Here is a 12916-nt window from a genome sequence, read left to right on the forward strand (position 1 = left end):
ACGCATGGCAATCGATCCGAATGACGAGATTCTCCAAGATTTCCTGGTCGAGGCTGGAGAGTTGTTGGAGGCGCTCAACGAGCAGTTGATCGACCTCGAACAGAACCCGGAGGATCGGGATCTGCTCAACGCGGTCTTCCGCAGCTTCCATACCATCAAGGGCGGGGCGGGGTTTCTCAATCTCAATGCCCTGGTAGAGGTCTGCCATCACGCCGAGGACGTCTTCAATCTGCTGCGCAACAACGAGCGCAAGATCGATGCCTTCCTGATGGACACGGTCCTGCGGGTGTTGGATGTGCTCAACGTCATGTTCGGCGATCTCAAGATGGGCAAGGAGCCCGAGCCTGCGCCGCCACCGCTCGTCGCCGCTCTCGCGGGGCTTGCCTCCCCCGATGGGGCTTCTGGCGCTCCTGAGGCCGCTCCTCCTCCGCCGCCACCACCCAAACTCGAGCCGGCGTCCGCTCCGGCTCCAGCGCCTCGGGATGCCGCGGACGACTCCGACGAGATCACCGAGGACGAATTCGAGGCATTGCTGGATGCCTTGCCGCGCGATGGCAGCGCGTCGCCGCCTGCTGCGAAGGCCGAGACCGCGCCGCCGCAATCGGCGGGTTCCGATGCCTCCTCCGATCTCATTACGGAGGACGAGTTCGAGTCGCTTCTCGATCAGCTGCATGGCGGTGGCGCGTCCGTCGCTCCAGCCGCTGCGCCCGCGCCCAAGGCCGAGACGGCCGCGCCCGCCTCCCGAGACTCGCGGGCGGCGCCGGCACCGGCCAAGGCCCCATCCGCGGCCGATTCACCATCCACTGGGGTTTCCGCGCCGGACAAGGATAGCTCCGCAGCCGCCGCGAGGAATGCCCGTGCCCCAGTCGGAGAGACCTCGGTCCGGGTCGACACCCAGCGGCTCGACGAAATCATGAATCTGGTCGGCGAGCTGGTGCTGGTCCGCAATCGCATGAGCATGCTGCGGACCCGAACCGAGGACGATGAACTCGGCAAGGCGATCGGCGCGCTGGCCCTGGTGACCGCCGACCTGCAGGCCGCGGTGATGAAGACGCGGATGCAGCCGATCAAGAAGGTCTTCAGCCGGTTCCCGCGCGTCGTGCGCGATCTGGCCCGCAGCCTGGGCAAGGAGATCGAGCTCGAAACCTTCGGCGAAGACACGGACCTCGACAAGAATCTCGTCGAGGCGTTGGCCGATCCGCTCGTCCACCTCATTCGCAACGCCGTCGACCATGGCGTCGAGATGCCCGACGTGCGCGAGGCCAACGGCAAGCCGCGCAAGGGGACCGTGGTTCTGGGCGCGGCCCAGGAGGGCGATCACATCTCGCTGTTGATCCAGGACGACGGGCGCGGCATGGATCCGGAGAAGCTGCGCGCCAAGGCGGTGGAGAAGGGGCTGCTGGACCCCGCCCTGGTCGAGCGCATGACGGATCGCGAATCCTTCAGTCTCATCTTCATGGCCGGATTTTCCACCAAGGAAGAGATTTCGGACGTTTCCGGGCGCGGTGTCGGCATGGATGTGGTCAAGACGCGCATCGCCCAGCTCAACGGCTCGGTCGAGATCGATTCGGTGCTGGGCGAAGGCACCAAACTCCATGTCAAGCTGCCGCTGACCCTGGCCATCCTTCCCGCGCTCATGGTCATCCTCGACGGCCGGCGCTTCGCGATTCCGTTGGCCTCCGTTTCCGAGATCCTGGACCTGGACCTCACCCGGACCCATTTCGTCGACGACCAGGAGGCGATCATGGTGCGCAGCCATGCCTTGCCTCTCTACTATGTCTCGCGCTGGCTGCATCCCTACAAGCTGATCGAGCCCAGGACGGACGCCCATGTCGTGGTGGTGCACGTGGCTCAGCGCAAGGTCGGCCTGGTGGTGGACGGTCTCGTCGGTCAGGAAGAGGTGGTCATCAAGCCGCTCGGTCTCGGTCTGCAGGGGGTTCCCGGACTGGCTGGGGCGACCATCACCGGCGATGGCGGCATCGCATTGATCATCGATGTACCCGAGCTTCTGGCGCTCATGGGGCGTCCCGGCTATGGCGGACGCGCCGCGCGCGCGGAGCCCGCCATGGCGGAGGCGGAGGACTGACCGATGGCATTGCGTGTCGTCGTGGTCGATGATTCCGGTTTCTTTCGGCGGCGCATCGTCGAGATTCTCAACGCCGATATCGGTATCGAGGTGGTCGGCACCGCCTCGAACGGCCGGGAGGCCATCGAGGTCGTCAGGAAACTCGACCCGGATGTCGTGACCATGGATATCGAGATGCCGGTGATGGATGGCATCTCCGCCGTGCGTCGCATCATGGCCGAGTCGCCGCGGCCCATCCTCATGTTCTCGACCCTGACGACCGAGGGGGCCAAGGCCACCTTGGATGCGCTGGACGCCGGTGCGACGGACTTTCTGCCCAAGCGCTTCAGCGAGATGGCGAAGGACGAGGATTCCGCCAAGATCCTGCTCAGGCGCCGGGTTCGGGCCTTGGGACGCAGCCGAATGCGGGCCGGGACGCACCAGCACGCGGAACCACGCGATCGGACGGCCTTCGCTGAACCCGCTCCGGCTGCGAGACCCCTGCTCCAGCCGCGTCCCGCGGCGGGGGCCATTCCGCTGAATTCGCTGCGCGCGCTGCTCATCGGAACCTCCACGGGGGGGCCGGTGGCCTTGCAGGAGGTGCTCAAAGGACTTCCCAGCTCCTTTCCCTTGCCGATCCTGCTGGTTCAGCACATGCCCGCAAGCTTCACCCCCGCGTTCGCCGAGCGGCTCAATGGTCTGTGCCAGATCGAGGTCAGGGAGGCCGCATCCGGTGATGTGCTCAAGCCGGGCTGCGCGCTGCTCGCGCCCGGCGGGCTCCAGATGATCCTGGAGGGCGGCGGCCAGACCCGGATTCGAATCCAGGAGAGTCCGCCCGGCACCATCTACAAGCCCAGCGTGGACATCACCTTCAACTCGGCGGTCACCGCGCTCAAGTCCCAGGTGCTGGCCATCGTGCTCACCGGCATGGGGGCGGACGGCCGCGAGGGCGCACGCGCGCTGAAGGGGCAGGGGGCGCACGTCTGGGCCCAGGATGCGGCTTCCTCCGTGGTGTTCGGCATGCCCGCCGCCATCATCGAGGCCGGACTCGCCGATCAGGTTTATTCGCTCAAGGACTTCGGACCGGCTCTGGTAAAGGTTTTCTGCTGACATGGATATCCTCAGCATGGTGGGGATCCTCCTGGGTCTCGTCGCCATCCTGGGGGGGGCCGTCGCCAAGGGAAGCAGTCTCGGTGCGCTCTGGAATCTGGCCGCATTCCTCATCGTGGTCATCGGAACCCTCGGGGCCACGCTCATTCAGGCGCGCGTTCCCGTGTTCATCCATGCCCTGCGCATCTTTCCCTGGGTGTTCGTTCCGCCGAACCTGGATGCGAAGGACATGATCGACAAGATCGTGGGCTGGTCGGCACTCTCGAGGAAGGAAGGGCTGCTCGGGCTCGAGAATGCCTCGGAGGTGGAACCCGATCCCTTTCTCCGCAAGGGGCTGCAGCTGCTCGTCGATGGTGTCGAGCCCCAAGCGCTGCGCCAGATACTCGAGTCCGATCTCGACAACCGGGAGTCTTTCGATCTGCAAGGCGCCAAGGTCTACGAGAGCATGGGGATCTATTCGCCGACGCTCGGCATCATCGGGGCCGTCATGGGACTGATGGCGGTGATGCAGAATCTGGCGGATCCGAGCAAGCTCGGGCACGGGATCGCGGCGGCCTTCGTCGCGACCATCTATGGGGTCGGCATGGCCAATCTCTTCTTCTTGCCCGTGTCCAATAAGCTCAAGGGAATCGTACAGGCGCGTGTAAACTATCAGGTCATGTTGCTCGAAGGCTTGATCTCGATCGCCGAGGGCGAGAACCCGCGCAACATCGAAAACAAGCTCAGCGGTTTCATTCAGGGTTGAGGCTTGGTCTCATGGCGCGACGCCGCAAGGTCGAGGAGCATGCGAATCACGAGGCATGGGCGATTCCCTATGGCGACCTCGTCACCCTGCTCATGGCCTTTTTCGTCGTCATGTACGCGATTTCGGTCGTGGATGCGGGCAAGTACCGTGTCCTGTCGAATTCGTTGGTCGAGGCGTTCGGATCCCAGGTTCCGGTCGATCCGATCCAGATCGGAGAGCCCAGCCTGGAGTTGAATCTGTTGACGGACGATGTCCGGCGCTCGCTCGCGCCGTTCGAGATCAAGGATACCGCAGGCGAATCGCGGCAGAGCGAGAGGTCCGAGCTGGAGCCGCTATCGCCGACCGATGTGGCCATCGAGGGCGTGCTCGACGGGGTCAGCGAAGAAGGGCGCGAGGAGATGCTGCGCGAGATCGCCGAGATGTCCGAAGAGATCGAGAATGCCTTGGGCAGGCTCAACGAGGAAGGCGATATCCAGGTCAAGCGCAAGCCCTACTGGCTCGAGATCACCATCAACACGAACCTCTTGTTCGGCAGCGGATCCGCGACGCTGGAGCCCGCCGCGCGTCCGGTGCTTCAGGACGTCGCCCGGATCCTGTCGAAGCGTGACGCCCGCATCCATGTCGAGGGCCATACCGACGACCGGCCGATCAGCAATTCGATCTATCCTTCGAATTGGGAGCTCTCCTCCGGTCGGGCGGCCACTGTCGTCAATCTGTTCGCTCAGAATGGGGTGGATCCCCGGCGGATGGTGGCGATCGGCTATGCAGAATATCAGCCCCTGGCCGATAACGATACGGAAGAAGGTCGATCGCAGAATCGCCGAGTCGAGGTGATCGTGCTGCCTGGACCTTCCCCGCATCGCGATGGGACGTCCGAGCCCGAACGGCTCAGGCGCGATTACGAGGAGGGGATCGGCGAACTTCGCTGAGCGTCACTATATTGGGCCAGGAGCATGGGGTATCGTCGTCCGACGAAACCCGATCATCAAGCGCTTTCGCTTAGACCCGTGAGGAAGCAATGACTACATCAGATTCTCAGACCAAGAACCAGGGACCTTCTTCCGCCTTCGTGACCTTCAGTCTCGCCGAAGAGACCTATGCCATCGACGTGCTTCAGGTGCAGGAGGTGCTGAAGATCACCGACATCGCGCCCGTGCCCGGCGTTCCCGATTACATCCTGGGTATCATCAATCTGCGGGGCGACGTGGTGACGGTGATCGACGCCCGGCGTCGCATGGCTCTGCCGGATCGGGAGCCCGATGACGCCTCGCGTATCGTCATCATCGACGTGGACAACCAGAACGTCGGAATCCTGGTCGATTCGGTCGCCGAGGTGGTTCAGATCTCGCCCGACGCCGTGGATCCGGCCCCGGCCGTGGGCAACGACCAGACGAGCCGGTTCATCCTCGGCGTGACCAGCACGGAGGAGGGTCTCACCATTCTGATCGATCTGAACAAGCTGCTCTCCGACGACGAATGGGCGACCATTCGAAATATCTGAGATCGAGTTGATGAATCGGCCTGGATCATATCTGGAGGCGTTCGCGGCGAATCGACGATCAGGCCACAGGAGAATCCCATGAGCGAGCCCATCAAGCCGTTGCCGCCGGTCTCCGCCCAGAACCCCTCGCGTTCGTCGGCCGACGAACAGGACCGAAGCTACGCCAAATCGACCTATTGGCTGAGTTCCACGAACAGGTTCGTCGAACGACGCTCTGGAGAGAGGCGCTCGGGCGAGCGCAGAGGATCCGAAAGACGCCGAGATGAGCGTCGGTCGGACGACCGACGTACCGGTAACCGTCTGTCCGATGAGCGTCGCTCCCTGGATCGTCGCGCCTTGGATCGTCGGGGTACGGACCGTCGCTCGGGCGAGCGGCGGGGTTCCAGCATGGGTGGTCAGCCCCGGCTCGTACGAAACAACCCGCCCAAGCCGGGTGAAGGGGCGAATACGCCATGGAAGCGTCGCCGTCGTGGCATCATCGATGACTTCGCTTGAGCGTTCGGCAGGGGAATCTGTGCCTGATCGAGCGGTGGATGGGGCTGGACCGTCATGATGGAAATTCCGTTCTGGTTCCCGTTCGCGACGGCCGGCTTGGCCCTCTTGCTCGCGATCCTCGGGCTTGTGATCCTCGTGCGCATGCATCTGGCCCAGAAGCGGCTGCGGTCCGAGTTCCTCGAACTGAAGCGCGATCAGCAGCGTCAGAGTACGGCGATTCTCGCCTTGCATGGTGCCATGAAGACCATCTCGGAAGACGTGATCGCCCATGGGCAGGCGCAGTCCTCGGTCAGGCGGACGCTCGATCGGTTGGCGGATCTGCAGAGCCAGATGCAACTGCGTGAAGTGGATGAGGGGCTGTATCCGCAGGCGATCCGGCTCATTCAGAGCGGTCGTGGCCGTGAAGAGGTCCGGAGGCTGTGCTCGCTGACCGAATCCGAGGCCGATCTGCTGTTCAGTCTGCATGGGCCTGGAACGACTCTCGAGCCAGGTGCGCGGACGGTTTCGGGAAGGGGCTAGGTCTCTTGGGCGTCGGCTCAATCCTGGTGCGAGTCCTCGAGGCCGGGTCGGCGCGGATCGATGCCTTCCAGCGCGAAGATGAAGGCGAGCACCTCGGCGACGGCGACATAGAGTTCCTTGGGGATTTCGTCGCCGACCGGGATTTGGGCCAGCGCCTCGGCAAGAGCCGGGTCCGATTCGAGCGGGATGTCATGGGCCTCGGCGATCTGGAGGATCTGTTCGGCCGTGGCGCCCATCCCCGTGGCCGTGACCTGCGGGGCGCCTTGCCCGTCCCAGCGCAGTGCGACCGCCTTGGATGCCGTGAACAGGCTCGGTTTCTCGTTCATGCGTGATCGTCGAGCAGAGGCGATTCCGATTCTCGGAGCGGATCCGCGTTCCTTTCCGGGCGATAGCTGGCATTCAGGCTTCCGACATCGAGATCCCTCGCATCCAACTGTCGGCGTAACTGTTCGAGGTGTTTTTGCAGGATCTTCGATCCCTGGAGGCTCTCGCTGCTGAGGGAGGCGTTCAGCCGACCCGATCTCAGATGCAGATGGATGCCGACGGGTCCAAGTTTGCGCAGGTCGAGCCGAAGCTTCATGTCCCAACCAGGCTCCCGATCCCCGGCCTTACCCTTCTTGCGTCGGATATCCGCCTCGATCGCCATGACCCTGTCTTCCGTGCGCAAGGGGAGTTCGAGTACCCAACGCGGTTCTTGTGGGTCTCGATCCAGGGATTGCAGCTGCTGCGTGATCACCTGCTTGACCATTCCGTCCACATCGCGGGACAGGCTGCGTGTCAGATTTTCGTCGAATGCCTGTCTCGTTCTGGCGTGCTCCGTTCCCGCGTCGGCGGGCGGGCGATCCAAGGTGGTTTCCATCCTGTTAGCCGGCATGCCTTTGTGACTGCTCTCAGCCGGATTGGCTCCGAGCATGTCTGAGCGTCCCGGCGTCGCCGTGCGGATCGGGTCGCCCTCCCTGCTCGGTGATCGATCCTGGGTGCCTTTGGATTCGAGCGCGATCTGAGGCTCCGGGGTCGGTTTGCGCCCGATTTCCGGCTCGGTCGAGGCTGTCGGTTGGCCGGGTTGGGAATGTGCGGCTCCAGACGGATCCCGAACTTGGGTCTGTTGGCCGATCGCTTGCCCGATCCTTCCGCTCGGTTCGCGCAGCAGGGGGGCGAGCGGTTTGTCTTCGACAGGACGCCGGGCTTGCGCGGGTGCTTCCTTCTCGGTTTCGGGCAGGCTCCGGGCCGGGGCGTTTTCATGGCCTCTGGGAGGCGTTTGGCCGCTTCGGGTCTCCGTCAGCACCTCCAAGGCGCGTTTCGTGTCGATCGATCCCGTTACGGGCGGCATCTGGCGCTCTGGGTCGGTGTTTCGCTGGACTCGCGGATCGGGCAGGCATTCCATCTGGTTCGCAGGAGTCTTCTGGGCGCGAGGCATCGAGGTCGGCGCTCCATTCTCCTGCACGGTCGTTCCGCTGAGCCTACGCACGAGGATGGCGAGTGGCTTCTCTTCGAATGGACGCTGAGCTTTTGCGGTCGCTCCTGCCTCGGTGCTGGGTAAGTGCGGGGTCGTCGCGGTCTCTCGGCCTCGGTGGGGGGAGTCGCTTCGGTTCTCAGCCGGCATGATGCCTTTCGTGTCGATCGATCCGGGTCGGAGTGGCATCTGGCGGTCTGGCTCGGTGTCTCGCCGGTCTGGCTGATCGGGCAAGCCGCCCATCTGGTTCGAGAATGTCTGCCGAGTGGCGGGAAGCGAAGGCTGGGCGCCGTTCTGGGGCGGGACATCGCGTCCGGTATTGGCTGCAGCGTTGCGGGCCGGCCCGGGCTGAGGGAGCGGGTTCCGGGCTCCGGCCAGCTCCGGTGCCTGCTGGGTCTTTCCGGGTACCGGACGATTCGGGGTCTCTCGCGTATCGGAGGTGGTCGGGGCGAGATTCGAACGCCGTAGATGATCGGCGACCAGGAGCAGGCGCGCCTTGAGGTCCCGTCCGAGGTTTTCGCCATATCCGGGTTCCAATGCCGTTCTCGCCAGGGTGGCCTCCAGCCAGATTCCGGTACCTGTCAATGCCTTGCTCAGCCGATCGGGATCGATCAGGTCGGCAGGGCGAGCCAGGACTTCGAGAATGGGTTGGAGAAGCCGCATCGATGCGGTCGGTGGGCCGGCCGCAACCTGTTGGCCTGGCGCAAGCGTTCGAGGCTGACTCTGCGGCTGCTGGGTCAGCCAGGTCTCCAGTGTCGAGGCGAGCGGCTTCGACTGAGGCAGATGCCTTCGCAGTTGCGCGTCCCGCCATTGAGCTGTGCCGGCGGCCGGTTCGAGCATCGTTGCCCGCCCGCTGGCCGGGTTGGGCTGCAGCTTCAGCACGAGCGAGGGCGTGACACTGACCACGTCGGCCACCAGTCTGTTCGGGCCCGTTCGAGCGGCGGCATCCGGCGCCCCATGACCGGACGGATTGGGGGCGAGGATCCGTGCCCGAATCGGCTTGGACCAGTCGCCATGGGTTTCCGCCGTGCGGACCCGTATGTCCGCGATGCCTGAAGAGAGCTCTCGGGCAAGCTGGATCTCGAGTCGAGCGCCGACGCTGATGGCATCCGGCAGTTCGGAACGGCTGGTTCGAGACGCATCCGTCGTCTGGCTCGCGGTGCCGAGCGCGATCGGAAGGGCTGGCTGGATGGGCTGAGTCATGGAATGGTCTCGATATCGATCGCCGCGTGCTGCTGGCCTTCGCCTCGGTTCGAGATCTCAGCCTCCGGTTCGTTTGGCTTCCCTTTGATAATAGAGTGCGGCGCGCATCAATGAGCGTTCCGTCTGCGGATCCAGGTCTTCGATGGCGAAACCGGCCGAGACGACGCCGGATCTGGGCGATGGGCGCAGATTGACCAAGGTTCCGGTGCCGGCGAGGCTGGTGCGCAGACCGGGGAGATCCATGTCGAGATACCCGAACCGCATTCCGATCCGAACGCCGTCGAATGCCGTCTCCGGTGCCTCGACGCAGAAGCCCTTCACCGAGATGTCGATGAGACGTGCGTCGACCTCGTCGCTCGTGAGGGGACTGCGCAGCCTGAGGTGGCGTTTGTCGTAGAGGGGGAGGTGCACCCGAAAGATATCGCGTCGCTGCAGATAGACCATCTGCTCGGGGAAGCGACCGACATAGAGCCTCGATGAGTGGCTCTGCAGCACCTCTTGCACCTGCATGGTAAAGCGAATCGCGATGCCGCGCAGGCTGGCGAAGACGTCGAGAGCCTGTCCGGGATCGATCCCTTCGTCTGGCTCCATTGGTTTGAACTCATCGAGATAGAGGAGCCGCTCGGCCTGATCCAGACGGATCAGCGCGGAATCGTAAAGCGGACCGTCGGGATCCAGACGCACGTTCACGAGCACAAGATGGCGGTTGATCTCCTCGAGAACCTCTCCGATGCGCTTCGCAGAGGTCAGTATCGCGGATTCCGGCGCCGCGTCCTGAGGCAGGTCGGCTCGCCGCTGGTCAGGCACGGCTGAGTGTGCGGCTGCGGTGCTTCGAGGAGCTCGGGCGTCCGTGAGGATCGTAGGTGGTCGACTGTCCGTCGTCGCCGCTCAGCAGACGAAGCGACATGGCGACGCGCTTCCGGCCTCGCTCGATCAAAAGGCCATTGGCGTGATTCAGTCGGTCGCAACGCTCGATCGCCTCTTTGAGTGTCGACCAGTGATTCGAGAGCCGAGCGCTCGGATCCAACTCGCGAAAGAACCGAGCGATGCCCGCCGGCGTGAAGGCGTGACCCGCGCCCTCCACCCACTGCTTCTGTCTGCCCGTTTCCTGCTCGAGCCGCTCGATCAGGGCCTGCTTCTCGGTGAGAATCGGCTGCAATCGGCCGATATCCCGCGAGGCCAGAACCTCGGTCTCCAGCAGCATCAAATGCTCCAGGTCCTGCATGAACTGGAGGGAGCGGTCGATCGATTCTGAGAACTCGGTGATCTGGTCCATTCAGGTTTGCCCTTCGGGTGATGCGAACGCTGTCTCGACGGCGGCCAGACCCTGACTCCGAGCGGACCCCCGGCCGATGAGGCCGTCAGCCCGAGGGAAGAGACTCGACCTCTGATGCCGCCTCGAGCCATAGTCCCAGCCAGGGTCATCCGGTGACCAGGCTCTCCTCGAAGGCGAGCATGCCTTCGGCGACCTTCCGGTCATCGATCTCGTAGCGACCCTCGTCGATCGCGGCCTTGATGCGCTCGACCCTGTCGCTGTCATATGGCACAGTGCTGGCGTCCTCTTTGGCGGCATTCAGCATCTGTGTGGTCTGGGTGAAGGTCAGCGATTCGGAAGAGGGGTTGCCGATCGCGTCGGAATGCTTGGAATCTTTGCTGCCGACACGCGCGCCCGTTCCCGTGCTCGTCGCCTCTGGCAACCTGGCGCTGCCAGCTAGATTCTTGATGTCCATAGATCGATCCGCGTCTAGATAAGGTGCTTGGCTAAGGTATCGGCCGCAATTGGAAAAACTGTAGAGCAAATCCCTTCGCCGGTCGATAGAAAACAAGACGGGGATCACATTCCGATATGCACCTCGCCCCTGGCATCGACGATGCCCTCGACGATGCGTTTCGACGAACGGTTACGAACCCGGATGCGTTCTCCTTCCCGGCCGTCTTCCAGCGCGATACCCTTCATGTGCACGGACAGACCGGGACGGGTCGCGTAGAGCGTGACCAGCTGTCCGCGCTCGACCAAACGGGGTTGCGTCAGGTGTCCGGGAAGCACGACCTGTCCTGGCGTCAAGGAGCGACGCGTCTGCAGTCCGACGACCGATTCCAGGTCGGAGAAATATCCTCCAGCGAGCATGGTCATCTCCGTGCGCTCGATGCGCAGATCGTCCCGCTGGATCGTCTGTCTGCTGGAAATGGGTCGAGCGACGACGACGGCATCGGCATAGCGCTCGATGGTCACGGGAACGAAGATCGACCAGGAGACGGGCGAACTGCAGCGGACGTTGACGGTCGTGCTTCCGCTGGTGCGTCCGCCCGGCGCCATCTGCGCCGTCGGCGTATGGGCACAGCGATGAAGCCGCAGACGGCTGTCCAGACGCCCGATCTCGATGCGCGTGTCGGCATCGCGATCCGTGGCCAGGGTTTGGGTCAGGAAGGCGTGCGCGGCTTCGATGATGCGCTCCAGCGGCTCGATCTGGTTCTCGGCGACGACGCTCAGCGGAAGTGCCGTCATCACGATGAACAGGAGGCGAGCGATCCGGTGGATGAGAGTGCGTTGGGGCTGATGTGTGTCGATCCTCATCGGCTGATATTCGGCTGGTGACACCTGAGGAAGGGGATGGTGCACGAATTACGCCGACCACTGCGCAAATCCGCGTCTCGTCCGTCTGTTGAAGTCGCAGGGGTAGGCTATCATGCTGCTAGACTAGTCGGATCCTCCCGATTTCCGATCTTGAATCCAACCTGAGCAAATTCAACCATGGCCGATTTCGAGCAGGAGGCGGCGAGATGAGTCAGTTTATTGACGATGTCGATCAGCGAACCCGTTTGGTGGGGCAGAACCGCATGGAATTGCTCCTGTTCCACCTGGGGGGCAAGCAGACCTTCGGCATCAACGTCTTCAAGGTCCGCGAGGTCATCGCCAAGCCCAAGCTGATGCATCTCCCCGGCTCCAGCCCGATCGTCAGCGGCGTGGCCAACATTCGCGGTCGAACGGTCTCCGTGATCGATCTCGCGCACGCGATCGGTTTCAACCCTCAGCCCGTCGACGAGGATCAGGATGCCAAGGTCATCGTGACCGAATTCAACCGCTCCGTTCAAGGGTTCTGGGTGTCGGCGGTCGATCGGATCGTCAACGTGAGCTGGGAGACCGTCAAGCCTCCGCCGCATGGTACGGAGCACGAGAGTTATCTGGTGGCCGTCACCGAGGTGGATCAGAAACTGGTCGAGATCATCGACGTCGAACGGGTCTTCGCCCAGGTCAATCAGCTCAAGGCCGATGTCTCCGAGGAGGTGCAGAAGCAGGCCGAGGTGGTCTCGCACGAGCGCCGTATCCTCATCGTCGACGATTCGCTCGTGGCGCGCAAGCAGATCGAGCGCGCCATCGTGGAGCTGGGCTTCAAGACCGAGACCCGCTCGGACGGTCGGGCCGCCCTGGAATATCTCGAGGAGTTGGCGGCCGAGGATGCGGTGGATGCCTCGGTCGAGATGGTGATCACCGATATCGAAATGCCGCGCATGGACGGCTATACCTTGACCCGTAAGATCCGGGAGAATGGCAAGCTCAAGGATCTTCGCGTCATTCTGCATTCCTCTTTGAGCGGCCAGTTCAATGTCGATATGGTCAAGCGGGCCGGGGCCGACGATTTTCTCGCCAAGTTCGATCCGGACGAGTTGGGGGCGACGGTGCTTCGGTATGTCAATGGCGCTTGATCGACGGTGCACTGGATTCACTTTGGATTTAGAACACGTCGGGATGACGGGCGAGCCTGCGGGGGGCCTCGGCATCCTCTGGATTGCGTGGGTCGTGAATGGGGGAGGGCGTCGCCAGCG

General features: G+C 63.5%; 13 protein-coding genes. 7 read left to right on the top strand and 6 right to left on the bottom strand.

Annotation, left to right across the window (positions count from 1 at the left end; translation table 11 throughout):
* The first annotated feature begins 4 nt into the window (after positions 1 to 4).
* The 6 genes from D779_RS02215 (at position 5) to D779_RS02240 (ending at position 6435) form a co-directional block, all read left to right on the top strand.
* A complete protein-coding gene (locus tag D779_RS02215) occupies positions 5 to 2086 on the top strand; it encodes a chemotaxis protein CheA (protein WP_043748736.1) in 2082 nt (693 codons plus the stop codon).
* Positions 2087 to 2089: 3 nt separating this feature from the next.
* The gene (locus D779_RS02220; RefSeq protein ID WP_043748740.1) at positions 2090 to 3175 is read left to right on the top strand and encodes a protein-glutamate methylesterase/protein-glutamine glutaminase; all 1086 of its coding nucleotides are present in this window, start codon (positions 2090 to 2092) and stop codon (positions 3173 to 3175) included.
* 1 nt (position 3176) lies between these two features.
* Positions 3177 to 3920 carry a flagellar motor protein gene (locus D779_RS02225; RefSeq protein ID WP_043748741.1) on the top strand — a complete coding sequence of 248 codons (744 nt, stop codon included), beginning with the start codon at positions 3177 to 3179 and terminating at the stop codon, positions 3918 to 3920.
* A gap of 11 nt (positions 3921 to 3931) precedes the next feature.
* Positions 3932 to 4849 carry a flagellar motor protein MotD gene (gene motD / locus D779_RS02230; protein ID WP_043748743.1) on the top strand — a complete coding sequence of 306 codons (918 nt, stop codon included), beginning with the start codon at positions 3932 to 3934 and terminating at the stop codon, positions 4847 to 4849.
* 89 nt (positions 4850 to 4938) lie between these two features.
* Positions 4939 to 5421: a chemotaxis protein CheW gene (locus D779_RS02235; protein ID WP_043748744.1), complete on the top strand. Its 483-nt coding sequence runs from the start codon at positions 4939 to 4941 to the stop codon at positions 5419 to 5421.
* Between the two features lie 549 nt (positions 5422 to 5970).
* On the top strand, positions 5971 to 6435 hold the full coding sequence (locus D779_RS02240) for a DUF2802 domain-containing protein (RefSeq protein WP_052347713.1): 465 nt from the start codon (positions 5971 to 5973) through the stop codon (positions 6433 to 6435).
* Positions 6436 to 6452: 17 nt separating this feature from the next.
* On the opposite strand, the gene D779_RS02245 is transcribed toward D779_RS02240, so the two are convergent.
* The 6 genes from D779_RS02245 to flgA all read right to left on the bottom strand — a co-directional run bounded on the left by D779_RS02245 (position 6453) and on the right by flgA (position 11666).
* Entirely contained in the window at positions 6453 to 6761 is a 309-nt protein-coding gene (locus tag D779_RS02245) for an EscU/YscU/HrcU family type III secretion system export apparatus switch protein (protein WP_043748746.1), read from the bottom strand.
* Entirely contained in the window at positions 6758 to 9091 is a 2334-nt protein-coding gene (locus D779_RS02250) for a flagellar hook-length control protein FliK (protein ID WP_043748749.1), read from the bottom strand. Before D779_RS02250 ends, D779_RS02245 begins: the two co-directional genes overlap by 4 nt.
* Positions 9092 to 9148: 57 nt before the next feature.
* Positions 9149 to 9787 (bottom strand): flagellar brake protein, encoded by a 639-nt coding sequence (locus tag D779_RS02255; RefSeq protein WP_232424040.1) that lies wholly within the window; start codon positions 9785 to 9787, stop codon positions 9149 to 9151.
* A gap of 103 nt (positions 9788 to 9890) precedes the next feature.
* A complete protein-coding gene (locus D779_RS02260; RefSeq protein WP_043748751.1) occupies positions 9891 to 10367 on the bottom strand; it encodes a flagella synthesis protein FlgN in 477 nt (158 codons plus the stop codon).
* Between the two features lie 145 nt (positions 10368 to 10512).
* Positions 10513 to 10821, bottom strand: coding sequence for a flagellar biosynthesis anti-sigma factor FlgM (gene flgM, locus D779_RS02265; RefSeq protein WP_043748752.1), 309 nt, complete (start codon positions 10819 to 10821; stop codon positions 10513 to 10515).
* Positions 10822 to 10925: 104 nt separating this feature from the next.
* Positions 10926 to 11666, bottom strand: a complete 741-nt coding sequence (flgA, locus tag D779_RS02270) for a flagellar basal body P-ring formation chaperone FlgA (protein ID WP_052347716.1) — start codon at positions 11664 to 11666, stop codon at positions 10926 to 10928.
* Between the two features lie 206 nt (positions 11667 to 11872).
* Here flgA and D779_RS02275 point away from each other — a divergent pair, with 206 nt between their 5' ends.
* Positions 11873 to 12796, top strand: coding sequence for a chemotaxis protein (locus tag D779_RS02275; protein ID WP_043748754.1), 924 nt, complete (start codon positions 11873 to 11875; stop codon positions 12794 to 12796).
* The last annotated feature ends 120 nt before the right edge of the window (positions 12797 to 12916 follow it).

It is taken from the genome of Imhoffiella purpurea, assembly GCF_000585215.1.
GTDB classification, from domain to species: Bacteria; Pseudomonadota; Gammaproteobacteria; order Chromatiales; family Chromatiaceae; genus Imhoffiella; species Imhoffiella purpurea.

Excerpts from the sequence above, each read along its gene's own strand:
- D779_RS02250 (WP_043748749.1), bottom strand. The coding sequence starts at position 9,091 with ATGACTCAGCCCATCCAGCCAGCCCTTCCGATCGCGCTCGGCACCGCG.
- D779_RS02225 (WP_043748741.1), top strand. The coding sequence starts at position 3,177 with ATGGATATCCTCAGCATGGTGGGGATCCTCCTGGGTCTCGTCGCCATC.
- D779_RS02220 (WP_043748740.1), top strand. The coding sequence starts at position 2,090 with ATGGCATTGCGTGTCGTCGTGGTCGATGATTCCGGTTTCTTTCGGCGG.
- motD (WP_043748743.1), top strand. The coding sequence starts at position 3,932 with ATGGCGCGACGCCGCAAGGTCGAGGAGCATGCGAATCACGAGGCATGG.
- flgA (WP_052347716.1), bottom strand. The coding sequence starts at position 11,666 with ATGAGGATCGACACACATCAGCCCCAACGCACTCTCATCCACCGGATC.
- D779_RS02240 (WP_052347713.1), top strand. The coding sequence starts at position 5,971 with ATGATGGAAATTCCGTTCTGGTTCCCGTTCGCGACGGCCGGCTTGGCC.
- D779_RS02275 (WP_043748754.1), top strand. The coding sequence starts at position 11,873 with ATGAGTCAGTTTATTGACGATGTCGATCAGCGAACCCGTTTGGTGGGG.
- D779_RS02245 (WP_043748746.1), bottom strand. The coding sequence starts at position 6,761 with ATGAACGAGAAACCGAGCCTGTTCACGGCATCCAAGGCGGTCGCACTG.
- D779_RS02260 (WP_043748751.1), bottom strand. The coding sequence starts at position 10,367 with ATGGACCAGATCACCGAGTTCTCAGAATCGATCGACCGCTCCCTCCAG.
- flgM (WP_043748752.1), bottom strand. The coding sequence starts at position 10,821 with ATGGACATCAAGAATCTAGCTGGCAGCGCCAGGTTGCCAGAGGCGACG.
- D779_RS02235 (WP_043748744.1), top strand. The coding sequence starts at position 4,939 with ATGACTACATCAGATTCTCAGACCAAGAACCAGGGACCTTCTTCCGCC.
- D779_RS02215 (WP_043748736.1), top strand. The coding sequence starts at position 5 with ATGGCAATCGATCCGAATGACGAGATTCTCCAAGATTTCCTGGTCGAG.